This is a genomic window from Streptomyces venetus (assembly GCF_039540295.1).
Lineage (GTDB): Bacteria > Actinomycetota > Actinomycetes > Streptomycetales > Streptomycetaceae > Streptomyces > Streptomyces venetus.
This window is the reverse complement of sequence record NZ_BAABET010000007.1, coordinates 213,213-236,482: the sequence shown is the minus strand read 5'-3', so window position 1 is coordinate 236,482 and position 23,270 is coordinate 213,213. Positions and strand designations below refer to the sequence as shown.

The window sequence follows — 23,270 nt, the reverse complement described above, 5'->3', positions numbered from 1 at the left end:
CCTCCAGCCTGGCACCGGGCCGCTTGCGATGCCGTGCCCGGACGCCTCCGGGTCGCCGACGTCCGCGTTTCGTAAGGAGCGTCAGTCCGGTATGTACTGATTCGCGTTCGTAGGGTGAGACCCGTGACGACGACTCCTTCTGACGTCGACGTGGTGCTGCCCTGCCTGAACGAGGCCGAGGCCCTGCCCTGGGTCCTCGAGCGGATCCCGCCGGGCTGGCGCGCACTCGTCGTCGACAACGGTTCCACCGACGGCTCGGACCGGGTCGCCCGCGCGTACGGCGCGACCGTGGTGCGCGAGCCGCGCCGGGGCTTCGGCGCGGCTTGCCACGCCGGGCTGACCGCCGCCACCGCGGACGTGGTGTGCTTCTGCGACTGCGACGCCTCCCTCGATCCGGCGCTGCTCGCCCCGTTCGTGCGCGAGGTGCGCGACGGCGGGGCCGACCTGGTCCTCGGCCGGCGGCGTCCGCAGGGGCGGGGCGCGTGGCCCGCGCACGCCCGCGCCGGAAACCTCGCGCTCGCGCGGATGCTGCGCCGGCGGACCGGGCTGCGCCTGCACGACCTCGGTCCCCTGCGCGCCGCCCGCCGCGAGCCGCTGCTCGCGCTCGGCCTCACGGACCGGCGCAGCGGCTATCCGCTCCAGATGGTCGTCCGCGCGGCCGACGCGGGCTGGCGGATCGCCGAGCACGACGTGCCGTACCTGCCGCGGACCGGGACCTCGAAGGTGACGGGCACCTGGCGCGGCACCTGGCAGGCCGTACGGGACATGAGCCGCGTCCTGGCCGAGTCCCCGGCCGGGGAAGGGGCCGTACGGTGACCACGCTTCTCGTCATCGCCAAGGAGCCGCGGCCGGGCCGGGTCAAGACGCGGCTCACCCCGCCGTTCACGCCCGGGGAGGCCGCGGCACTGGCGGAGGCCTCGCTGGCCGACACCCTGGACGTGGTCGCGGCGACCCCGGCCACCCGCCGGATCCTCGTCCTCGACGGGGAGCCCGGCCCCTGGCTGCCGCCCGGCTTCGAGGTCCTGCGGCAGTGCGCGGGCGGGCTGGACGAGCGGCTGGCGGACGCCTTCGCGCGGTGCGACGGACCGGCCCTGCTGATCGGCATGGACACCCCGCAGGTGACGCCGGAGTTGCTCACGCTGGACCTCGCGGGCTGTGACGCGTGCTTCGGCCCGGCTGAGGACGGCGGCTTCTGGGCCCTCGGCCTCGCGGTTCCCGACCCCGCTCTGCTGCGGGGCGTGCCCATGTCCACACCGGTGACCGGCGCCGTCCAGCGGGAACGGCTCATCGCGGCCGGGCTGCGGGTGCGGGAGCTGCCCCCGCTCCGGGACGTCGACACCGCCGCCGACGCCCACGCCGTCGCCGCCCTCGCCCCGCACGGCCGGTTCGCCGCCCGGCTGGCCCGGTGCGCATCGGTCACCGCACGATGAGCGCCCCGCCCGCCACCGCCCTGGCCTGGGCGAGCGCCGACCCCTATGCCGCCGCCCTGCGCGCGGGCCGCGGGCCGCTGTTCCTGCGGCGCTCCGACGGCTGGTTGCTGCCGCTGGAGGTGGAACGCTGGTGTGCCCGGGCCGACCGCGTCGACCTGGACGTGCTGGACCGGTGCGAGGGGACCGTGCTCGACGTGGGCTGCGGGCCCGGGCGGCTGGTGGCGGAACTCGCCGCCCGGGGCCGGGCCGTCCTCGGCATCGACGTCAGCGAGGCCGCCGTCGACCACACCGTGCGGCTCGGCGGCCAGGCGCTGCGGCGCTCGGTGTTCGAGGCGCTGCCCGGCGAGGGCCGCTGGGACACCGTCCTGCTCATGGACGGCAACGTCGGCATCGGCGGCGACCCGCGTGCCCTGCTGGACCGGGCGGCCGAACTCCTGCGTCCCGGCGGCCTGCTCATCGCCGAGACCGCCCCGGCGGACGTCGACGAACGCGTCCACGTCCGCATCACCGACACGCACACGGCCGCCGGTGCCGCGTTCCCCTGGGCGCGGCTCGGCACGCCGGCACTGCTCCGGCACGCGCGGGGGTGGGAGCGGGCCGGTCAGTGGACGGCCGGCGGGCGCACCTTCGTCGCCCTGCGCAGCCGCAGCGCCAGCAGCAGCGCCGAGGCACCGAAGAGGACGGCGCTGATCAGCAGCCAGCGGGCGAGGAAGCCGTCCGGGGAGAGTCCGGTGGCGGACCGGTAGCGCCGCTCGACCGCGCCGCTGATCAGCGGGAACCACACGAGCAGGAGCAGCCCGGACAGGGCCGCCGGTACGCGCACGTACGGCACCCACTCCCGGCGCGCCCCCAACCCCCGTACGACCGCCCGGTCCGCCGCCGCGTACAGCGGCAGCAGCACGAGGTCGTGCAGCAGCGCCGCCCCCACGACCCACAGCGCCACGCCGAACCAGTCGTCCGCGAGCAGCCGCACCCCGGCATAGGCGGTGAGGGCGAAGGAGCAGGCGAGCAGGAGGAGTGGGAGGGGACTCCCCACGGGGATCCGCGGTCGGCGCATCACAGGTCTCCGAACGTCATCCGGGCCACCCACTTGGTGTTGAGCACACCGGGCGCCGCGGGCACGATGACCCGGGCCGGGTGGCCGTGGTCGGGGGACAGCTCCTCGCCGTTGACGTACAGGGCGAGGAGGGAACGCGGGTCGGCCACCTGGTCGGCGCTCAGGGCGGCGCTCCGGAAGGCGCCGTGCCGTTGCAGCGACTGGACGAACACGTCCGGCGGGTCGCCCTCGTAGCCGACGAGCGCCGCGAGATCGCGCAGCCGCACTCCGCGCCACCACTGGTCCGACGTCGACCAGCCCTCCACACAGGCGATGGGCAACGCCGAGCTGTACAGGGGCAGTTCGGCGAGCCGGGCACGGCTGAGGCGGACGGTGCCGGTACGCCCCGTCACCACGAGCCGCCAGGCGTCCTCGCCCGTCTCGGCCGGGTCGATCCCGGCGTACACGGCGGTCTTGTTGATCTGGAACCCGTTCGGGCCGCTGCCGGGATCCTCGCCGCCATGGGGTGCGAGGAGGGCGGTGCGCCGTAGCGGACCGTCGAAGTTCTGCCCCACCGTCGTCGCGAACAGCAGCAGGGAGCCACCCCCGACGAACCACAGGGCACCACGGCGGGAGACGGTCGGCTCGGCGGGACGCGGCGTCACCAGGTCGTTCGTCTCCTCCCGCTGCTCCCCTCGCTTCTCCCCCCGCAGCTGCCGCACATTGCGCAGGACGACGGGCGTCTTCAGCAGCGCGTGGGCGACGAAGGCGGCGAAGAACACCCACGCCCCGTAGAAGTGCAGCGGGTAGAAGGAGCCGGGGAAGACGTAGTCGAGCTGGATGTTGAGCACCCCGGTCACGAACTCGAACAGTCCGCCGCCCACCAGGAGCAGCAGCGAGATCCGCTCCAGGGCGTGTGTGACCGAGCGGGCCGGCGGCAACGCGAACAGCCTCGGGATCACGGACCAGAGCTTGGCGAGCAGAACGGGGATCAGGGTGACGCCGAGGGTGACGTGGACGCCCTGGTTGAGCCGGTACAGCCAGTGCGGGTTCGTCGGCCAGTCGAAGAGGTAGAAGCCGAGGATGCCCTTCTCCGGGGTCTTGTCGTTCACCGGCGACAGGTTTGGGTTGTAGGCGGCGTACGAGACCAGGCCCGTCACGAAGAGCACGGTGATGCCGACGAGCAGGACGAGGCCCAGCACCGAGGTGAACCAGGGGCCGCGCAGGGGGCTGCGCCAGAAGCCGGGAGAGGAGGGAAGCCGTGGGTCGTCTCGCATGGCCCGACGGTAGGCCGGGATGACCCCGGGAAGGCGTGCGCGACCCATGACGAAACGCTGACGTCCGGCCCGGACGGCGGCCCGTGCCCGCCCTGTCGGCCTAGCGTTCCGGTGTGACCCGCTCCCTCCGCCGTGACCTGTACGCCGCCGTGGCCGCCGCGCTGCTCGTGGCGGCGGCCGTCCTGGCCGGCCGCCGCATCCAGGACACCAGCCACACACTGTTCGTCGACTGGCCCCCGCTGCTGGCCTCCTGGGGGCCGCACCTGGGCCCCGGTACTCCGGCGGCCCTGCTGGTCGCGATCGCCACCGTGGCGTACGGGCCCGCCCTCGCGGCCCGTCTGCCCTGGCGTGCCCTGCTGCCGGTGGCCTGGGTCACGGGCACGGCGTGGATCTGCTCCCTCGCGCTGATCGACGGCTGGCAGCGCGGCATCGCGCGCAGGCTCACCACCCGCTACGAATACCTCCAGGTGATCGACCGCTTCCACGACATCCCGGCGGCTCTGCGGGACTTCACCGGGCACATCCTTCTCGACTCCCCCGACAACTGGCCCGCCCACGTCGCCGGCCACCCGCCCGCGGCCACGCTCACCTTCGTTCTGCTCGACCGGGCCGGGCTACGGGGCGGGGGCTGGGCCGGCATCTGGTGCATCGCCGTCGGGGCGACGGCCTGTGTGGCCGTGCTGGTCGCCGTTCGCGCCCTGGCGAGTGAGGCACTCGCGCGCCGGGCGGCGCCCTTCCTCGTACTGGCCCCGGCCGCCGTGTGGATGGGCACCTCGGCCGACGCGTACTTCGCCGCGGTGGCGGCATGGGCGGTGGCGCTGCTGGCACTGGCGGTCACCGGCCGGTCCTTCCGGTGGGCCGGCGCGTCCGGGCTGCTGTTCGGCCTGACCTGCTATCTGTCGTACGGACTCACGCTCGTCGCGCTGATCGCGGCGGCGGTACTGGCACTCGGCCGGGACGGGATCCGGGAGCGCCCCGCCCTGCTGCTGCCGCTGCTCGCCGGACTGGCGGTGGTCCCCACGGCGTTCACGCTCGCCGGGTTCGACTGGTGGGAGGCGTACCGCCTGCTGGTGACGCGCTATCACCAGGGCGCGGGCGGCATCCGGCCCTACGGCTACTGGGTGTGGGCCAACCTGGCCTGCGCGGTGGCCGTCACGGGCCTGGCGACGGCGGCGGGGCTGCGGCGGACGGGCGCCGCGCTGAGGGGGCGGCACACCGAGCCGCGAGACGGCGTCCGCCTCGCGGTGCTCGTGTGCGCCGCGCTCCTCGCCCTGCTGCTCGCCGACCTGTCCGGCATGAGCAAGGCGGAGACGGAGCGCATCTGGCTGCCCTTCGCGGTGTGGCTCCTCCCGGCCTGCGCGCTCCTCCCCCGCCCCCGCGCCTGGCTCACCGCCCAGGCCCTGCTCGCCCTGCTCCTCAACCACGTGCTGCGCACCGGGTGGTGAGCGCCGGGGTCAGGACCCGTCGTCCTCCAGGTTCCCCTCGGTCTCCAGGTACACCTGCCGCAGCCCCTCCAGCACCGCCGGGTCGGGCTTCTCCCACATGCCGCGGGACTCCGCCTCCAGCAGGCGTTCGGCGATGCCGTGCAGGGCCCAGGGGTTGGCCTGCTGGAGGAACTCGCGGTTGGCGGGGTCCAGGACGTAGGTCTCGGTGAGCTTGTCGTACATCCAGTCGGCGATCACGCCGGTGGTGGCGTCGTAGCCGAACAGGTAGTCCACCGTGGCGGCGAGTTCGAAGGCGCCCTTGTAGCCGTGGCGGCGCATCGCCTCGATCCACTTCGGGTTGACGACCCGGGCGCGGAAGACCCGGGACGTCTCCTCGACGAGGGTGCGGGTGCGGACCGTCTCGGGGCGGGTCGAGTCGCCGATGTACGCCTCGGGGGCGGTGCCGCGCAGGGCGCGGACCGTGGCGACCATGCCGCCGTGGTACTGGAAGTAGTCGTCGGAGTCGGCGATGTCGTGCTCGCGGGTGTCGGTGTTCTTCGCCGCGACCGCGATCCGCTTGTAGGCGGTCTCCATCTCCTCGCGGGCGGGGCGGCCTTCGAGTTCGCGGCCGTAGGCGTAGCCGCCCCAGACGGTGTAGACCTCGGCGAGGTCGGCGTCGGTGCGCCAGTCGCGGGAGTCGATGAGCTGGAGCAGGCCGGCGCCGTAGGTCCCGGGCCGGGAGCCGAAGATGCGGGTGGTGGCGCGGCGTTCGTCGCCGTGCGCGGCGAGGTCCGCCTGGACGTGGGCCCGGACGTGGTTGACCTCGGCCGGCTCGTCCAGCGAGGCCGCCAGGCGTACGGCGTCGTCCAGCAGGCCGATCGTGTGCGGGAAGGCGTCCCGGAAGAAGCCCGAGATGCGCAGGGTGACGTCGATGCGGGGGCGGCCGAGTTCCTCGTGCGGGACGGCCTCCAGACCGGTCACCCGGCGCGAGGCCTCGTCCCAGACGGGGCGGACGCCGAGCAGCGCGAGGGCCTCCGCGACGTCGTCGCCCGCCGTGCGCATCGCGCTCGTGCCCCAGAGGGAGAGGCCGACGGACGTGGGCCAGTCGCCGTTGTCCGCGCGGTAGCGCTCCAGGAGGGAGTCCGCGAGCGCCTGGCCGGTCTCCCAGGCGAGGCGGGAGGGGACGGCCTTGGGGTCGACGGAGTAGAAGTTGCGGCCGGTCGGCAGGACGTTGACCAGGCCGCGGAGCGGGGATCCGGAGGGGCCCGCCGGGACGAAGCCGCCGGCCAGGGCGTGGACCGCGTGGTCGAGTTCGTTCGTGGTCGCCGACAGGCGCGGGACGACCTCGCGGGCGGCGAACTCGAGGACGGCCGCGACCTGTTCGCCGTGCTCCGTGGGCACGGCGGCCGGGTCCCAGCCCGCGTCCTCCATCGCCTGGACGAGCGCGCGGGCCTTGTCCTCCGCCTCGTCGGCCGTCGTACGGGTCGCCGCGGACTCGTCCAGACCGAGGGCCTCGCGCAGGCCGGGCAGGGCCGTCGCGCCGCCCCAGATCTGGCGGGCGCGCAGGATGGCGAGGACGAGGTTGACGCGGTCCTCCCCCTGCGGCGGGTTGCCGAGGACGTGCAGACCGTCGCGGATCTGGGCGTCCTTGACCTCGCAGAGCCAGCCGTCGACGTGCAGGAGGAAGTCGTCGAACCCGTCGTCGTCGGGGCGGTCCTCCATACCGAGGTCGTGGTCGAGCCGGGCGGCCTGGATGAGGGTCCAGATCTGGGCGCGGATCGCGGGGAGCTTCGCCGGGTCCATGGCGGAGATCTGGGCGTACTCGTCGAGGAGTTGCTCCAGGCGCGCGATGTCGCCGTAGGAGTCGGCGCGGGCCATCGGCGGGACGAGGTGGTCGACGAGCGTGGCGTGGACGCGGCGCTTGGCCTGGGTGCCCTCGCCGGGGTCGTTGACCAGGAAGGGGTAGATCAGGGGGAGGTCGCCGAGTGCGGCGTCCGGGCCGCAGGCGGCGGACAGGCCCGCGTTCTTGCCGGGCAGCCACTCCAGGTTGCCGTGCTTGCCCAGGTGGATCATCGCGTCCGCGCCGAACCCGCCGTCCTCGGCGGCCGCGGCGATCCAGCGGTAGGCGGCCAGGTAGTGGTGGGAGGGCGGCAGGTCCGGGTCGTGGTAGATCGCGATGGGGTTCTCGCCGAAGCCGCGCGGGGGCTGGATGAGGATCAGCAGGTTGCCGAAGCGCAGGGCCGCGAGGACGATGTCGCCCTCCGGGTTGCGGCTGCGGTCGACGAACATCTCGCCGGGCGCCGGGCCCCACTTCTCCTCCACCGCCGTGCGCAGCTCCTCGGGGAGCGTGGCGTACCAGCGGCGGTAGTCGGCGGCCGGAATGCGGATGGGGTTGCGGGCCAGCTGCTCCTCGGTGAGCCAGTCCTGGTCGTGGCCGCCGGCCTCGATCAGCGCGCGGATCAGCTCGTCGCCGTCACCGGAGGCCAGGCCCGGCACCTCGGTGTCCGTTCCGAAGTCGTAGCCCTCGCCGCGCAGCCGGCGCAGGAGGGCCACCGCGCTCGCGGGGGTGTCGAGGCCGACCGCGTTGCCGATGCGGGAGTGCTTCGTCGGGTAGGCGGAGAGGACCAGCGCCAAGCGCTTGGCGGCGGGCGGGATGTGCCGAAGTCGCGCGTGGCGTACGGCGATACCGGCGACGCGGGCCGCGCGCTCGGGGTCGGCGACGTAGGCCGGGAGGCCGTCCTCGTCGATCTCCTTGAAGGAGAACGGGACGGTGATGAGGCGGCCGTCGAACTCGGGGACGGCGATCTGGCTGGCCGCGTCGAGCGGGGAGACGCCCTCGTCGTTCTCCTCCCAGGCGGTGCGCGAACCCGTGAGGCACAGGGCCTGGAGGATCGGGACGTCCAACGCGGTGAGCGCGCCGGCGTCCCAGGACTCGTCGTCGCCGCCGGCCGACGCCTCGGCGGGCTTGGTGCCGCCCGCGGCGAGCACGGTGGTGACGATGGCGTCGGCGGCGCGGAGTTCCTCGATCAGCTCGGGCTCGGGGGCGCGCAGGGAGGCGACGTACAGCGGCAGGGGCCTGCCGCCCGCCTCCTCGATCGCGTCGCACAGGGCGCCTACGAAGGCCGTGTTGCCGCTCATGTGGTGGGCCCGGTAGTAGAGCACGGCGACGGTCGGTCCGTCGGCGTCCTCGCGGGCCGTGCGCTCCAGCGGGCCCCAGGTGGGCGCGGGCGCGGGTGCCTCGAAGCCGTGGCCGGTCAGCAGGACCGTGTCGGAGAGGAAGCGGGCGAGCTGCTCCAGGTTGGCCGGGCCGCCGTGGGCGAGATAGGCGTGCGCCTCGGCGGCGATGCCGACCGGGACGGTGGAGGCGGCCATCAGCTGGGCGTCCGGGGCCTGTTCGCCGGTGAGGACGACGACCGGGCGGCCGTCGGCGAGGAGCAGGTCGAGGCCCTCCTGCCAGGCCCGGACGCCACCGAGGAGGCGTACGACGACCAGGTCGGCACCCTCGAGCAGACCGGGGAGGTCGTCAAGGGCGAGACGGGCCGGGTTGGCGAAGCGGTACGAGACCGGGCCGGCCGCCGCGCGTGCGCTGAGCAGGTCGGTGTCGGACGTCGACAGGAGAAGGATCATGCGGCGTCTGGCCTTCCTCGGGGTGTCCGCGCCCCGGGCGGTGGGAGGACGGCGGGAGTTCCTGGCTCGCCCGGCCGGTGAGGGCCGGGCTCACAGTGGCGGGACCGCGCCGGACTCGCACCGGGCTTCCTCCCCTGTCGCCGTCGTGGCGTCGGCGGACCGGATGATCCGCCGCGATCATAGTAAGGGGCACGTGAAAAGGGCGGGGCGTACAGCGGGTGTGATGGTAGGTATGCTCGCCGCCATGTCCACGCCTGCCCTCCCTTCATCGCCCCTGGCCACGGCGGTCTCCCGGGACCGCGGTGACGCCTGCCCGGGGACGCTGCGGCTGCACGCGGCGGACGACGGCGCGCTGGCCCGGGTCCGGATACCCGGCGGTGTGCTGACCGTTCGGCAGGCGGCGGCGCTCGCCGACGCGGCGGAGCGGCTGGGCGACGGCGACCTGCACCTGACCTCGCGCGGAAACGTGCAGCTGCGGGGCCTGGCGGACGGCTGCGGCGGCGAGTTGACCGGGCTGCTGGACGCGGCCGGGCTGCTGCCGTCGCACGGGCACGAGCGGGTGCGCAACATCGTGGCCTCGCCGTTGTCGGGTCTCGACGGGCGGGGCGTGCTGGACGTACGGCCCTGGCTGACGGCCCTCGACGCGGCGCTGTGCGCGAGCGAGGCGGCGCGGGACCTGTCGGGGCGTTTCCTGTTCGCGCTCGACGACGGACGCGGTGACGTGACCGGGCTCGACGCCGACGTGACGGTCCGGGCGACGGCGGACGGCGGCGCGCAACTCGGCCTGGGGGCAGCCGGTGAGGCGCTGCACGTCCGTGCCGAGGAGGCGGCGCGGGCCGCGCTGGTGGCGGCGGAGACCTTCCTGGAGGCGGCGCGGACGAGCGGGGCGCGCGTCTGGCGCGTCGAGGAACTCGACCGCCCGGCGGAGGAGTTGCTCGACGCGGTCGGCCGGCGTCTGACGGCCGAGGGCATCCGTCACGAGCCGCGGGCCCGTGAGACCGGCCGCGCGGACGGCCCGCTCCCCGGGGCCCTCTCCTCCAGCCTCTCGGTGCACGTACCGCTGGGACGGCTCACGGTGCGCCAATGGCGCGAACTGACCCATATCGCCGCGGATGAGCTGCGTCTGACGCCGTGGCGCGGTGTGGTTCTTCCCACACAGGGGGCTCCCACGGCCGAGTCCCTCTCCCGCCTCGCCGCCGCCGGCCTCGTCACCGACCCCGACTCCCCCTGGCTGCGCGTGGGCGCCTGCATCGGCAGGCCCGGATGCGCCAAGTCGCGGGCCGACGTACGGACCGACGCGGCCGGGGCCCTCGGCGCGGTCGAGCCGCACGGCCTGCCCCTGTACTGGTCCGGGTGCGAACGCCGCTGCGGGCACCCCCGGGGCGACCGCGTCGACGTGGTCGCCGCTGAGGGAGGCGGCTACCGACTCTCCACCGCCGTGAGCGGCCAGGAACCCCGGACCACCTCGATGGACGACCCCGCCCGACTCGCCACCGCCCTGGCGGCGATCACCTCATGAGCCGTATGACGACCGAGAGCAGTGTGAAGACCACCGTGACCACGTACGACTACGAGAAGGACGGCCCGGCGATCTACCGCCAGTCCTTCGCCACCATCCGCGCGGAGGCGGACCTCGCCGCCCTGCCCGCCGACGTCAGCCAGGTAGCGGTCCGGATGATCCACGCCTGCGGGATGGTCGACCTCGTACGGGACCTGTCCTACTCACCGGCCGTCGTGGCCCGTGCCCGGGAGGCCCTGCGCTCCGGTGCGCCCATCTTCACCGACGTGCAGATGGTGGCCAGCGGGGTGACCCGCAAGCGGCTGCCCGCCGGCAACGACGTGCTCTGCACCCTCTCCGACCCGTCCGTGCCCGCACTGGCGGCGCGGCTCGGCACCACGCGCAGCGCCGCCGCGCTGGAGCTGTGGCGGGACCGGCTGGAGGGCTCGGTGGTCGCCGTCGGCAACGCGCCCACCGCCCTGTTCCGGCTGCTGGAGATGATCGAGGAGGGGGCTCCCCGGCCGGCCGCCGTCATCGGCGTCCCGGTCGGCTTCGTCGGGGCCGCCGAGTCCAAGGACGCCCTGGCGGCGCATCCGTCCGGCCTGGAGCACCTGGTCGTACGCGGCCGTCGCGGGGGCAGCGCCATCGCCGCCGCCGCGCTCAACGCGATCGCGAGTGAGGAAGAGTGAGCGGCGAGCAGTCCAGCGCGGGGCGGCTGTACGGGGTCGGGCTCGGCCCGGGCGACCCGTCCCTGATGACCGTACGGGCCGTCGAGGTCATCGCCGAGGCGGATGTGATCGCGTACCACAGCGCCCGGCACGGCCGTTCCATCGCCCGCTCGATCGCGGCGAAGCACATCCGTGCAGACCACATCGAGGAGCGGCTGGTCTACCCGGTCACGACCGAGACCACCGACCATCCCGGCGGCTACAAGGGCGCGATGGAGGAGTTCTACGCCGAGGCGTCGGCCCGGCTCGCCGCGCACCTGGACGCGGGGCGGACGGTCGCGGTCCTCGCCGAGGGCGATCCGCTGTTCTACGGCTCCTACATGCACATGCACAAGCGGCTCGCCGACCGCTACGACACCGAAGTGATCCCGGGCGTCACGTCCGTGTCCGCCGCGGCCGCGCGGCTGGGCACGCCGCTCGCCGAGGGCGAGGAGGTGCTCACCATCCTGCCGGGCACCCTGCCCGAGGAGGAGCTGACCGCACGGCTCGCCTCGACGGACGCCGCCGTGGTGATGAAGCTGGGGCGGACCTTCACCAAGGTGCGGAGCGCGTTCGCCGAGTCGGGGCGGCTGGGCGAGGCCCGGTACGTCGAGCGGGCCACCATGGCCGGGGAGCGGCTCGCCGAACTGGCGGACGTGGACGCCGAGTCGGTGCCGTACTTCTCGGTGGCCGTGCTGCCCAGCCAGGTGGACGCCGAGCGGCCTCGCACGCCGGAGCGGGGCGAGGTCGTCGTGGTCGGGACCGGGCCGGCCGGTCCGCTGTGGCTGACGCCCGAGACCCGGGGTGCGCTGGCCGCCGCCGACGACCTGGTCGGCTACACGACCTACCTCGACCGGGTGCCGGAGCGTCCCGGGCAGACACGGCACGGCTCGGACAACCGGGTCGAGTCGGAGCGCGCCGAGTTCGCCCTGGAACTGGCCCGGCGCGGGCGGCGGGTGGCGGTCGTCTCCGGCGGCGACCCGGGCGTCTTCGCCATGGCGACGGCCGTGCTGGAGGTCGCCTCCCAGAAGGAGTACGCGGATGTGCCGGTGCGGGTGCTGCCGGGCGTGACCGCCGCCAACGCGGCAGCGGCCCGCGCGGGCGCCCCGCTCGGGCACGACTACGCCGTCCTCTCCCTCTCCGACCGGCTCAAGCCGTGGGAGGTCATCGCCGAGCGGCTGCGCTCCGCCGCCTCGGCGGACCTGGTGCTGGCCCTGTACAACCCGGGCTCACGCAGCCGCACCTGGCAGGTGGGCAAGGCACGCGAGCTGCTGCTGGAGCACCGGGCGCCCGACACCCCGGTCGTGGTGGCCCGGGACGTCGGCGGAACCGGCGAACGCGTGCGGATCGTACGGCTGTCCGACCTGGACCCGTCCGAGGTCGACATGCGCACGATCCTCCTGGTCGGCTCCTCCCAGACCCGGGCGGTACGCCGCGGGAACGACGAGGAGATCACCTGGACCCCCCGCCGCTACCCGGAAACGGAGCCCGACGGGACCTCCTGAGAACCCGGGGGGGACGACGCGGGCCCGCGAGAAGACCGCGCGGCCCGCGCCGGTGTCCCGAGGCCGAGCCCAAAACGGTCTCCTGGGGACCCAGTGTGTTGCGACGCAGGACCGCGAGAAGACCGCCCCGCCCCCGCGGGGGCGTTTTTCAGCTGGTGGTCGGGGAGTCGCCCTGGGGGAGGCGCTTGGTGATCCAACGGGCCGCCGCCTCCGGGTCGGAGACGACCGGGACGCCCTCGGGGACGGGGGGCCGGCGGACCACGAGTACCGGCAGCCCGGCCTCCCGGGCTGCCGTCAGTTTCGGCGCCGTGGCCGTTCCGCCGCTGTCCTTGGTCACCACGACGTCGATACGGTGGCGGCGGAGCAGCTCGCGCTCTCCGTCGAGCGTGAACGGGCCGCGGTCCAGCAGCACCTCCATCCGGGCCGGGTGCGGAGCCTCGGGCGCGTCCACCGACCGTACGAGGAACCACAGCTCGTCCAGCGCGGCGAACGCGGCCAGGCCCATCCGTCCGGTGGTGAGGAACACCCGCCGGCCGAGCCCGGGCAGCAGCCGCGCGGCCTCCTCCAGGGAGCCGGCGTCGTGCCAGTCGTCACCCTCGACGGGGACCCAGCCGGGGCGCCGCAGGGCGAGCAGGGGAACATGGGCGGTGGCGGCGGCCCGCGCCGCGTGGAAACTGATCGTCCCGGCGAAAGGGTGGGTGGCATCGATGAGCACGTCCACCCGGTGCTCACGCAGCCAGGCGGTCAGCCCCTCCACCCCGCCGAAACCGCCCACCCGCACCTCACCCGGCGGCAGCCGCGGACTGGCCACCCGCCCCGCGAGGGAGCTGGTCGGGGTCACCCCGGGTGTCGCGTGCAGGAGTTCGGCGAGACGGCGGGCCTCCGAGGTGCCACCGAGGATCAGTACGTGCATGGAAGTCCAGGTCCGTTCATGAGCAGCGAAGTGAAGGGCGGCCGCAGGGCCCAGTTGGAGCACACCGGCCTGCGGCCCGGCTGGACCACCGGCGCGTGTGCGACGGCGGCCACGACGGCGGCGTACACCGCCCTGCTGACCGGCGAGTTTCCCGACCCGGTGACCATCACCCTGCCGAAGGGCCAGACGCCGTCGTTCGCGCTGGCCGCCGAGGAACTGGGCGACGGGCACGCGATGGCGGGGATCGTGAAGGACGCGGGCGACGATCCGGACGTCACCCACGGGGCCCTGGTCCGGGCCACGGTACGGCCGCTGCCCGCCGGGGCCGGGGTCGTCTTCAGGGCGGGGCCCGGGGTCGGCACGATCACCCGCCCCGGCCTGCCCCTGCCCGTCGGCGAAGCGGCCGTCAACCCCGTCCCCCGCCGCATGATGGGCGACCACGTCGCCGAGGTCGCCGCCCGGCACGGCGGCACCGGGGACGTCGAGATCACCGTCTCCGTGGACCACGGCGAGGAGATCGCCCGCTCCACCTGGAACCCCCGGCTCGGCATCCTGGGCGGCCTCTCCATCCTGGGCACGACCGGCATCGTCGTCCCGTACTCCTGCTCGGCCTGGATCGACTCGATCCGGCGGGGCGTGGACGTGGCCCGGGCGGCGGGCCGTACGCATGTCGCCGGCTGCACCGGGTCGACGTCGGAGAAGACGGTCGTCGCCGAGTACGGCCTGCCCGAGGACGCCCTGCTCGACATGGGCGACTTCGCGGGCGCGGTGCTGAAGTACATCCGCCGCCACCCCGTCGACCGCCTGACCGTCTGCGGCGGCTTCGCCAAACTCTCCAAGCTCGCCGCCGGCCACCTCGACCTGCACTCCGCCCGCTCCCAGGTCGACAAGGGCTTCCTCGCCGAACTGGCCCGGCGCGGCGGCGCGGACGAGGCCCTGGCCGCCCAGGTGGCCGAGGCCAACACCGGCCTCGCCGCGCTCCAGTCCTGCATCGCGGCCGGGGTACCGCTCGGCGACCTGGTCGCCACCACCGCCCGCGACGAGGCCCTGGCCGTGCTGCGGGGGGCACCGGTGGCGGTCGACGTGATCTGCATCGACCGGGCGGGGACGGTGGTGGGGCGCAGCACGGTGGCCTGACGGCCGCTCACCGTGCTCAGCACACGTGGCGTTCCCGCTCCGGCGAGTACAGGTGACTGTCCCGGAACTGCTCCGCTCCCAGCGTCCGCCCCACCATGATCACGGCGGTGCGCAGCACACCGGCCTCCTTCACCTTCCCGGCGATCTCCTCCAGCGTGCCGCGGATGACGATCTCGTCGGGGCGGGAGGCGTAGGCCACGACCGCGGCGGGACAGTCGGCGCCGTAGTGCGGGAGGAGCTCCTCGACCACGCGGTCCGCGTACTTGGCGGCCAGGTGCAGCACGATCAGCGCGCCGCTGCGGCCGAGCGTGGCGAGGTCCTCGCCCTCGGGCATGGGGGTGGCCCGGTTGGCGACGCGGGTGAGGATCACGCTCTGGCCGACGGTCGGCACGGTCAGCTCCCGTTTCAGGGAGGCCGCCGCGGCGGCGAACGCCGGGACGCCCGGGACGACCTCGTAGGGCACCCCGGCCGCGTCCAGCCGCCGCATCTGCTCGGCCACCGCGCTGAACACGGACGGGTCCCCGGAGTGCAGCCGGGCCACGTCGTGTCCCTCCTCGTGGGCGCGCAGCAGTTCGGCGGTGATCTGGTCCAGGTCGAGCTGCGCGGTGTCCACCAGCCGGGCGTCCGGTGGGCATTCGGCGAGCAGTTCGCGCGGGACCAGGCTGCCGGCGTACAGGCAGACCCGGCAGGCGGCGAGCGTGCGGGCACCGCGCACCGTGATCAGGTCGGCGGCACCGGGGCCGGCCCCGATGAAGTACACGGTCATCTGTCTGCTCCCGAAAGGGTGTCGTGGCCCGAGGTCTCGGGTCCTGAGGTGTCGGGTCCCGAGGTGTCGGGTCCTGAGGTGTCGGGTCCTGGGAACTCGTGTTCTGAGGTCTCGTGTCCTGAGGTACCCAGGGCTTTCCGCACGGCCCACTGGGTCACCGGCATCGCCTGCCGCCACCCGGTGAAGCCCCCCACCGGCACGGCGTGCGCCACCGCGAGCCGCACCAGCTCGCCGCCGTGGCGCCGGTGGGCGTCGGCGAGCAGCGCCTCGGACTCCAGCGTCACGGTGTTGGCGACCAGCCGCCCCCCGTCGGGCAGCGCCTCCCAGCACGCGTCCAGGAGGCCGGGCGCGGTGAGTCCGCCGCCCACGAACACCGCGTCGGGGGGCGGGAGCTCGGCGAGGACGGCGGGGGCGGCACCGGTGACGACCCGCAGGCCGGGCACGCCGAGCCGGTCCGCGTTGCGCGTGATCCGTTCGGCGCGCGCCGGATCGCGCTCCACGGTGACCGCGCGGCACGAGGGGTGGGTGCGCATCCACTCGACGGCGATGGATCCGGAGCCACCGCCGATGTCCCACAGCAGCTCACCGGGTGCGGGCGCGAGGACCCCGAGGGTGGCGGCGCGGACGTGCCGCTTGGTGAGCTGGCCGTCGTGCTCGTACGCCTCGTCCGGCAGCCCGGGCACGGCGCCGAGCCGCACGGCGCCGGGGGCGCGGCGGCATTCGACGGCGACGATGTTGAGGGGGTCGCCGGGCGGGTGCGGCCAGTCGTCGGCGGTGGACTCGGCGGTGGCGTGTTCCTGCTCGCCGCCCAGTTGCTCCAGGACCCGCATCCGGCTGGGACCGAAGCCCCGGTCCCGCAACAGGGCGGCGACCTCGCCGGGGGTGGTGGCGTCCGCGCTGAGGACGAGGAGGCGCCGGCCGTGGTGCAGGGCGGCGGCGAGGCGGGCGGCGGGCCGGCCGACGAGGGTGACGACCTCCACGTCCTCCAGGGGCCAGCCGAGCCGGGCGGCGGCGTAGGAGACCGAGGAGGGGTGCGGCAGGACGCGCAGGGCGTCCGTCTCCTCGGCGAGGGCGCGTCCGATGCCGTAGAACATGGGGTCCCCGCTGGCCAGCACGGCGATCCGGCGGCCGGCGTGCGCGGCGAGCAGGCCGGGGACGGCGGGGCGCAGCGGCGACGGCCAGGCGACGCGCTGTCCGGTGCACTCCGGCGGCAGCAGATCCAGCTGGCGCGCGCCCCCGATCAGGACCTCGGCCTCGCTCAGCGCGGCACGGGAGGCACCGGGCAGCCCCGCCCAGCCGTCGGCCCCGATCCCGACGACGGTCACGGTGGCGGTCGGTGCGGGGGGTGCGGGCGTCACTGCGCGGTACCTCGGCTTTCGGGGACGGACAGAGGCGCACTCTACTGGGCGGTGACCAGCGCATCCTCGCTCGGGTGGGCCGTCGCCGCCCCCTCCCCGAGCACCGTTGGGGTTTCAAGTACTGGTCCCGTGGCCGAGTCGGGACCACCCACGTAACATGAGTAGTCGCACACGCCCCGGGAATTCGGTAACACCCGGTGACCGTGGAACAAAGGTGCTCCGTATGACGACACTGACGGAATACATCGGGGAACCAACCATCGCGGACGGTCCGGCTGTCTGGCGTATCGCCCGCGAATCCGCAGAACTCGACGTCAACTCTCCGTACAGTTACCTGCTGTGGTTCCGCGATTTCGCACACACTTCCGCGGTGGCCCGTGACGGAAACGGCGCACCGAAGGGTTTCACCACCGGCTACCGCCGCCCCGACCGGCCCGACGTGCTCGTCATCTGGCAGATCGCCGTCACCGGGGCCGACCGCGGACGGGGCCTCGCCGGCGCCATGCTCGACCATCTCACCGGCCGACTGCGTGCGCAGAGCGTCCTCCACCGGTTGGAGACGACCATCAGCCCGGACAACACCGCCTCCCAACAGCTGTTCCTCTCCTTCGCCGAACGACACAGGGCACCGCTGAAACGCGAACTCCTCTTTCCCGCGGAGTTGTTTCCCGAGGCCCACGAGCCCGAGTACCTGTACCGCATCGGACCACTGCGCTGAAATTCGGCGTCGCAGCGAACGTGCCGGTGCTCGGGCTCTTCCCGCACCTAGGAGTGTCATGACGAAAAGGCAGCCGGATCTGAGCGTATTCGAAAGCCTCGAATCCGAGGTACGCAGCTACTGTCGAGGGTGGCCCACCGTCTTCGTGCACGCGCGGGGAAGCCGCCTTCGCGACGAGCGCGACCGCACCTACATCGACTTCTTCGCGGGTGCCGGATCGCTCAACTACGGCCACAACGACCCCGCTCTCAAGCGGGCCCTCCTCGACTACATCGAGGCCGACGGAATCACCCACGGCCTCGACATGGCCACCACCGCGAAGCGCGCGTTCCTGGAGACCTTCCGGAATCTGGTGCTGCTCCCGCGCGAACTGCCGTACAAGGTGATGTTCCCGGGCCCGGCCGGCACCAACGCCGTCGAGGCCGCACTGAAGCTGGCCCGCAAGGTGAAGGGGCGCGAGGCCATCGTCTCCTTCACCAACGCGTTCCACGGCATGTCCCTGGGTGCGCTGGCCGTCACCGGCAACGTCGTCAAGCGGGCCGGCGCCGGCGTGCCGCTGGTGCACGGCACCCCCATGCCGTTCGACCACTACCTCGACGACCAGGTCCCGGACTTCCTGTGGTTCGAGCGGCTGCTCGACGACCAGGGCTCGGGCCTGAACAAGCCCGCCGCGGTGATCGTCGAGACGGTGCAGGGCGAGGGCGGCGTCAACGTGGCCCGGGGCGAGTGGCTGAGGGAGCTGGCCGATCTCTGTCACCGGCACGACATGCTGCTCATCGTGGACGACATCCAGATGGGCTGCGGACGCACCGGGGCCTTCTTCTCCTTCGAGGAGGCCGGCATCACACCGGACATCGTCACGCTGTCGAAGTCCATCAGCGGCTACGGCCTGCCGATGTCGCTGTGCCTGTTCGAGCCCGGCCTGGACGTGTGGGAACCGGGTGAGCACAACGGCACCTTCCGCGGCAACAACCACGCCTTCGTCACCGCGACCGCCGCGCTCGAGACGTACTGGACCGACAACCGGATGGAGAAGCAGACCATCGCACGCGGGGAACAGGTCGAGCAGGCGCTGCACACGATCCGCGAGGAGCACCCCGGGCTCGGCGCCGCCGTCCGCGGACGCGGGCTGGTGTGGGGGATCGAGTTCGCCGAGAAGCAGCGCGCGTCGGCCGTGGCCCGCCGTGCCTTCGAACTCGGCCTGCTGGTCGAGACGTCCGGGCCCGAGGACGAGGTCGTCAAGCTGCTGCCGGCCCTCACCATCCCTCCGGAGGAGCTGGACGAGGGGCTGCGAATCCTCGCCCGGTCGGTACGGGAGACGACGTGATAGTCCGGTCACTGAGCGAGATCGAGAACACCGAGCGCCATGTGAGGGCCGCTTCCGGTACCTGGGAGAGCAGGCGCCTCCTGCTCGCCCGGGACAAGGCCGGCTTCTCGCTGCACGAGACCGTGCTGTACGCGGGCACGGAGACGTCGATGTGGTACGCGCATCACGTCGAGGCCGTGCTGTGCGTCGCGGGCGAGGCCGAACTCACCGACGAGGAGACGGGCGAGACCCACTGGATCAAACCCGGCACGATGTACCTGCTCGACGGCCACGAGCGGCACACGCTCCGCCCCAAGACGGACTTTCGCTGCGTGTGCGTCTTCAACCCCCCGGTCACCGGGTGGGAGGACCACGACGAGAACGGCAGCTACCCGCCCCCCGAACCCAACGCCTGACGGAAGGGGACCGGCCAATGACCGCGACCACCACGGCCGTCCAGGACCTGTACCCCACCCGGGGCCCCGCGGAGGTCATCACACCCCGCAGGGACCCGGTCGTCTGGGGACCGCCCTCCCCCGGTCTGGAGTCGTACGAACGCGACGGCTTCCTGACCGACGGCCACCTGCTGACCGACGACGAGACCGAGACGTACCGCACCGAACTCGACCGGCTGCTCCACGACCCGAGGCTCCGCGCCGACGAACGCCGCATCGTCGAACCCAGGACACAGGAAGTCCGGTCGGTGTTCGAGGTGCACAAGATCAGTGAGGTCTTCGCGAACCTGGTCCGCGACGAACGCGTGGCAGGCACCGCCCGCCGCATCCTCGGCTCCGACGTGTACGTCCACCAGTCCCGGATCAACGTCAAGCCCGGCTTCGGAGCTTCGGGGTTCTACTGGCACTCGGACTTCGAGACCTGGCACGCCGAGGACGGCCTGCCGCGGATGCGCACGGTGTCGGTCTCGATCGCGCTGACCGAGAACCACGACACCAACGGCGGACTCATGATCATGCCGGGCTCGCACCGGACGTTCGTCGGCTGCGCCGGCCGGACACCGAGGGACAACTACAAGAAGTCCCTCCAGATGCAGGACGCCGGCACGCCGTCCGACGAGGCGCTGACCCGCTTCGCCGACGAGCACGGCATCCGCCTGTTCACCGGCGCGGCGGGGTCGGCGACCTGGTTCGACTGCAACTGCATGCACGGTTCGGGCGACAACATCACGCCGTACCCGCGCAGCAACGTCTTCATCGTCTTCAACAGCGTGGAGAACACGGCGGTGGAACCGTTCGCGGCCCCGGTCCGGCGACCGGAGTTCATAGGAGCGCGGGACTTCAGACCGGTGCGGTGAGGTCGGGAGGAGGGGGGCCGGCGTGCCCGTGTGAGCGGATCCAGGCCACCCCCGCGAACTGTTTGACCCTGATGTCGGTGCGCTTGAACCCGACGGGCGACAGGCCCTCGTACCCCTGCGGCACCAGGTCCTGGTAGGTCCGGTCGGAGAAGGCGACCACGAGGTCGGTGGACTGGTCGTCGGCCAGGAGTGCTCGCAGGGGGTCGGCGTCCAGCATGCGGAAGAGCTCCACGACCGCCGAGCCCGCGTAGCCGCTGTCCCCCTCGTGGACGATTCCGTGGTGGAAGGCCGCCCGCATGCGGGTGCGCAGAGGCGACCGGGTGCCCCCGTGCGGCTCACGGTTCACCGCGGCCAGGGCGCCGGCGAGACCGTCCAGCAGGTGGGGGACCGCACGGGTGTCGTCGGTTTCCGGCGGCAGTACCAGCAGATAGCCGTCCCCCTGGGCCTGTCGGCCGCAGGCGTCCCAGTCGACTGCCGCCCGGGCGCAGGCCGCGCGCATGACGCGCAGCAGCGAGCGCTGTAGCCGGATCATGTCCGCGTTACCGCGGGTGCTGTACTTCTCGATGTCGACCGCCAGGCACAGGTGCTGTCGCCCTGGGGGCAGTCGCTCGCCGGGTGGACCGATGCTCTCGTGGCCGGTGAGTGCCCAGGCGCCCGGCCGCGGTGTCCGCCCCGCGAGGGGCGCCGCGGCCCAGACGTCCGCACGTGTCAGGGAAAAGGGCACCTCGTCGCGTGTCCGCACCTCGCCCTCCGCCCGCGTCCCGCTCAGCAGCGGGTGCTCTATCACCCCTCGTACCTGGACGCGGCCGGACACGTCCGTGAGCGGTGCCGGTGACGCGAGGACGGCTTGGGCCCAGCGCCCGTCAGGAGACAGCGTTCCACCGGTCCGCGGCGCTTCGAACGTCCAGCGCAGGCGGTTGCGGCCGAGCCCGAACGCGGTCACCCGCGCTCCGTCGGGCCCGGCCCACCCGGCTCCGGGTTGCAGGTCCAGGGCCCTCAGGCTCTCGTCGTCGAAGGTGACCGCCAGCTCGATCTTCCGGTAGCCGCACCCGGCCGGCATCTCCTCCAGGTCGAACGGGAAACACAGCAGCAGCGTCGCCGCGCCGGCCATCGGAGGGGAACCCGCTCCGGTGGTGGGAAGCGCGTATGCCAGGGGGCGGCCGAGTGCGACGCCCGCGCGCCACATCCGGTCCCTGGATCTCAGGGCACCGCCGGCCACCAGCTCGGCGGTGGCCAGCAGGTCATGCGGCACCTGGCCGGGGGAAGCGTCGTGTCGTCGAGGCGTGTCTGCGTCCACTGGCCGTTCCGTCCCCTCGTTCCTCGGCTGTCGTCCGCGCCTCACGATGACGGCGGCTCAACGGTGGTGTGCCAGTCGAACACCCGGTACCGCAGCTCCTTCGCGGTGATCGACAGGCGTGAGTCCCGGACGCCTTCGCACACCTCGTCCAGCAACGCGCTCAACGCGGCGGGCTCCGACCGGTGGTGGCGTGCGGCACCGCCCAGCGCGCTCAGGTCCAGTTGCCGGTCGCCGACCAGCAGCAGCACGCTCTCCGGACGGCTGCCCACGGCCGGTACGTCCTGCGGCCACCAGACCTCCACCGGCCCGGACCGCCACCGGACCTCCACCGGCCCGGGACGGTCTCCGAACCCGCCGTCGTGCCCGGTGTCCGGCTCCATGGCGATGCCGCTGGGCTGGTCGTGGGTCACCAATGAGGTGCGGCCGCTCAGCCCCACGCCCAGCAGCCAGACGTACAGGGGTGTGCGGGTGCGGCCGGCGACGGAGATCCGGTAGCGGTCCCCGGTCCGCAGCACGTCACCGGGCCGGAACTCGCGGAAGTCGAGGCTGTCCGGAGTCGTCTCGACCTCCATCCGGGCCCGCAGGTCCTCCGCGGCGCAACCGTCCGGCCCTGGGTCCGCGAGCCCGCGCAGCCGCTCGCCCCGCGAGATCGTCTCCAGCAGTTCGACGATCTTCCGGACCGCGGAGGACGGTGGTTCCGCCAGGCCGGGCATGTATTCCGGACGTCGGTAGGCCAGCCCTTTCCTGTCGGCCACTTCGAACCTCCCTCCGCGCGCTCGGACCAGGCCCAGAATGTCGCTGCCGCCGTCGGCCTCCACCAGACGGGGGGACGACGCGAGCCGCCCGCGCAGGGCGTCGGCCAAGGGCCCGCCCACGTCGATGCGTACGTGGGAACGCGTGTGGACCCGCACCGGGACCGCGTACGAGCCGGAGGGCAGCGGGGACGCGGACGCTTCGGGCGGCGGGTCGAGCAGGGCGTCGGTCGCGTCGACCGCCGTCACCTGCGCCTCCGCCTCGCTGCCGGGCCGCGTTCCGTCAGCGGGGAACACCAGCCGCACGCGGTCCAGGGCCCGCAGGCCGAACAAGGCGCCCCCGCGCACGCGCAGTTCGCCGCCGTGTGCCCGCAGCGGCAGCCGCTCGGGCTGCGGCGGCGCATCGAGCGAGAACGGCAGCCGTCCTGACGGTCCGCCCGCGTCGGGCCGTTGGAGCGCCTCCGACAGCCGGACGCGGTCGCGGATCCGGGTGATCAGCACCGACCAGGGGACGGGACGGTTGCGGAAGTCCTCCAGCACCCGCGCCAGAGCGGCGGTGAACAGGCCCTGCCGCTCGTTCTCGTACGCGACGCCCAGCCGTTGGCACGCGACCAGCCGCACGACGTCCGGATCGGCCGGGCGCGCAGGGGTGGCGAGGGCGACCGACCTGGCCACCCCTGCCTCGACGGGTACGTCACACCTCACGGACTTGATCCGCCATTCCCCCGGAGAGCGAACCATCCCGCCGGAGTGGCAGCAGTCGAGGATGCAGGTGACGTTCGGGGTGGCCGCCGTCAGACGCCGCAGCGCCGCGGTGAGTTCCTCGGCCAGATAGCCGCGGAAGTCGGTGGCGGTACCGGCTTCGTGGTCGCTGGGCACCAGGTACTGGAGGTAGGCGGGTCGTCCGGGGTGGCACTCGCGCAGGGCTCCGGGCAGGGGAATCAGCGCACCGTGACCGGAGTAGTAGACGACGACCGCATCGCCCGTCCGTGTCTCCTGGGCCAGTCTCGTCAACGCCTCGTCCATGCCGTGGTAGCCCGTCTCGCCGGGCTCGCGGCAGACGCGCAGGTCCGTGAAGCCACGGTCGGTCAGCAGCCGTTCCATGACGGTCACGTCCTCGGCCACGCCGGTCAGGTCGTAGGTCTGGGCACCGATCAGCAGGGCTCGCCTCGTCACGCTGGTCGTCCGTCCTTTCCGCTGCGAACTG

At 73.5% G+C, this 23,270-nt stretch carries 19 protein-coding genes and 1 riboswitch; of the genes, 12 read left to right on the top strand and 7 right to left on the bottom strand.

Features of this window, described 5'->3' with window-relative positions; genetic code table 11:
• The first annotated feature begins 114 nt into the window (after window positions 1-114).
• The 3 genes from ABEA82_RS23805 to ABEA82_RS23795 are packed head-to-tail and all read left to right on the top strand — an operon-like array spanning window position 115 to window position 2,176.
• Window positions 115-816 (top strand): glycosyltransferase family 2 protein, encoded by a 702-nt coding sequence (locus ABEA82_RS23805; protein ID WP_345663644.1) that lies wholly within the window; start codon window positions 115-117, stop codon window positions 814-816.
• Window positions 813-1,430 carry a TIGR04282 family arsenosugar biosynthesis glycosyltransferase gene (locus ABEA82_RS23800; protein WP_345663643.1) on the top strand — a complete coding sequence of 206 codons (618 nt, stop codon included), beginning with the start codon at window positions 813-815 and terminating at the stop codon, window positions 1,428-1,430. Before ABEA82_RS23805 ends, ABEA82_RS23800 begins: the two co-directional genes overlap by 4 nt.
• Window positions 1,427-2,176: a class I SAM-dependent methyltransferase gene (locus tag ABEA82_RS23795; protein ID WP_345663904.1), complete on the top strand. Its 750-nt coding sequence runs from the start codon at window positions 1,427-1,429 to the stop codon at window positions 2,174-2,176. Before ABEA82_RS23800 ends, ABEA82_RS23795 begins: the two co-directional genes overlap by 4 nt.
• Before the next feature lie 310 nt (window positions 2,177-2,486).
• On the opposite strand, the gene ABEA82_RS23790 is transcribed toward ABEA82_RS23795, so the two are convergent.
• Window positions 2,487-3,743 carry a molybdopterin-dependent oxidoreductase gene (locus tag ABEA82_RS23790; protein WP_345663642.1) on the bottom strand — a complete coding sequence of 419 codons (1,257 nt, stop codon included), beginning with the start codon at window positions 3,741-3,743 and terminating at the stop codon, window positions 2,487-2,489.
• A gap of 113 nt (window positions 3,744-3,856) precedes the next feature.
• Here ABEA82_RS23790 and ABEA82_RS23785 point away from each other — a divergent pair, with 113 nt between their 5' ends.
• On the top strand, window positions 3,857-5,188 hold the full coding sequence (locus ABEA82_RS23785; protein ID WP_345663641.1) for a hypothetical protein: 1,332 nt from the start codon (window positions 3,857-3,859) through the stop codon (window positions 5,186-5,188).
• 9 nt (window positions 5,189-5,197) lie between these two features.
• Here ABEA82_RS23785 and cobN read toward each other — a convergent pair whose 3' ends face one another.
• The gene (gene cobN / locus ABEA82_RS23780) at window positions 5,198-8,794 is read right to left on the bottom strand and encodes a cobaltochelatase subunit CobN (RefSeq protein ID WP_345663640.1); all 3,597 of its coding nucleotides are present in this window, start codon (window positions 8,792-8,794) and stop codon (window positions 5,198-5,200) included.
• Between the two features lie 55 nt (window positions 8,795-8,849).
• Window positions 8,850-8,926, bottom strand: a riboswitch (cobalamin riboswitch).
• 100 nt (window positions 8,927-9,026) lie between these two features.
• Between cobN and cobG the strand changes: the two genes are divergently transcribed.
• From cobG to ABEA82_RS23765, 3 genes are read left to right on the top strand one after another with little or no spacing between them, the layout of a single operon-like run.
• Window positions 9,027-10,313 (top strand): precorrin-3B synthase, encoded by a 1,287-nt coding sequence (gene cobG / locus ABEA82_RS23775; RefSeq protein WP_345663903.1) that lies wholly within the window; start codon window positions 9,027-9,029, stop codon window positions 10,311-10,313.
• Window positions 10,310-10,981 carry a precorrin-8X methylmutase gene (locus ABEA82_RS23770; RefSeq protein ID WP_345663639.1) on the top strand — a complete coding sequence of 224 codons (672 nt, stop codon included), beginning with the start codon at window positions 10,310-10,312 and terminating at the stop codon, window positions 10,979-10,981. Before cobG ends, ABEA82_RS23770 begins: the two co-directional genes overlap by 4 nt.
• A complete protein-coding gene (locus ABEA82_RS23765) occupies window positions 10,978-12,504 on the top strand; it encodes a precorrin-2 C(20)-methyltransferase (RefSeq protein WP_345663638.1) in 1,527 nt (508 codons plus the stop codon). The genes ABEA82_RS23770 and ABEA82_RS23765 overlap by 4 nt, the downstream gene beginning before the upstream one ends.
• Before the next feature lie 148 nt (window positions 12,505-12,652).
• Here ABEA82_RS23765 and ABEA82_RS23760 read toward each other — a convergent pair whose 3' ends face one another.
• Window positions 12,653-13,417, bottom strand: a complete 765-nt coding sequence (locus tag ABEA82_RS23760; RefSeq protein ID WP_345663637.1) for a cobalt-precorrin-6A reductase — start codon at window positions 13,415-13,417, stop codon at window positions 12,653-12,655.
• An 18-nt stretch (window positions 13,418-13,435) separates the two neighbouring features.
• Here ABEA82_RS23760 and ABEA82_RS23755 point away from each other — a divergent pair, with 18 nt between their 5' ends.
• Window positions 13,436-14,554: a cobalt-precorrin-5B (C(1))-methyltransferase gene (locus ABEA82_RS23755; RefSeq protein ID WP_345663636.1), complete on the top strand. Its 1,119-nt coding sequence runs from the start codon at window positions 13,436-13,438 to the stop codon at window positions 14,552-14,554.
• Window positions 14,555-14,570: 16 nt separating this feature from the next.
• On the opposite strand, the gene cobM is transcribed toward ABEA82_RS23755, so the two are convergent.
• Window positions 14,571-15,320: a precorrin-4 C(11)-methyltransferase gene (gene cobM, locus ABEA82_RS23750; protein ID WP_345663635.1), complete on the bottom strand. Its 750-nt coding sequence runs from the start codon at window positions 15,318-15,320 to the stop codon at window positions 14,571-14,573.
• Entirely contained in the window at window positions 15,317-16,678 is a 1,362-nt protein-coding gene (gene cbiE, locus ABEA82_RS23745) for a precorrin-6y C5,15-methyltransferase (decarboxylating) subunit CbiE (RefSeq protein WP_345663634.1), read from the bottom strand. Before cbiE ends, cobM begins: the two co-directional genes overlap by 4 nt.
• A 223-nt stretch (window positions 16,679-16,901) precedes the next feature.
• Between cbiE and ectA the strand changes: the two genes are divergently transcribed.
• Genes ectA through thpD form a run of 4 tightly spaced genes read left to right on the top strand, consistent with a single transcriptional unit; the run spans window position 16,902 to window position 20,014 of the window.
• The gene (gene ectA, locus ABEA82_RS23740; RefSeq protein WP_345663633.1) at window positions 16,902-17,396 is read left to right on the top strand and encodes a diaminobutyrate acetyltransferase; all 495 of its coding nucleotides are present in this window, start codon (window positions 16,902-16,904) and stop codon (window positions 17,394-17,396) included.
• A gap of 58 nt (window positions 17,397-17,454) precedes the next feature.
• Window positions 17,455-18,723, top strand: coding sequence for a diaminobutyrate--2-oxoglutarate transaminase (ectB, locus tag ABEA82_RS23735; RefSeq protein WP_345663632.1), 1,269 nt, complete (start codon window positions 17,455-17,457; stop codon window positions 18,721-18,723).
• Window positions 18,720-19,118: an ectoine synthase gene (locus ABEA82_RS23730; RefSeq protein ID WP_345663631.1), complete on the top strand. Its 399-nt coding sequence runs from the start codon at window positions 18,720-18,722 to the stop codon at window positions 19,116-19,118. The genes ectB and ABEA82_RS23730 overlap by 4 nt, the downstream gene beginning before the upstream one ends.
• A gap of 17 nt (window positions 19,119-19,135) precedes the next feature.
• Window positions 19,136-20,014 carry an ectoine hydroxylase gene (gene thpD / locus ABEA82_RS23725; protein WP_345663630.1) on the top strand — a complete coding sequence of 293 codons (879 nt, stop codon included), beginning with the start codon at window positions 19,136-19,138 and terminating at the stop codon, window positions 20,012-20,014.
• Here thpD and ABEA82_RS23720 read toward each other — a convergent pair.
• Window positions 19,998-21,266, bottom strand: coding sequence for a hypothetical protein (locus tag ABEA82_RS23720; protein WP_345663629.1), 1,269 nt, complete (start codon window positions 21,264-21,266; stop codon window positions 19,998-20,000). The two genes, thpD and ABEA82_RS23720, sit on opposite strands and share 17 nt — an antisense overlap.
• 86 nt (window positions 21,267-21,352) lie before the next feature.
• Window positions 21,353-23,239 carry a caspase family protein gene (locus ABEA82_RS23715; protein WP_345663628.1) on the bottom strand — a complete coding sequence of 629 codons (1,887 nt, stop codon included), beginning with the start codon at window positions 23,237-23,239 and terminating at the stop codon, window positions 21,353-21,355.
• Window positions 23,240-23,270 lie beyond the last annotated feature (31 nt).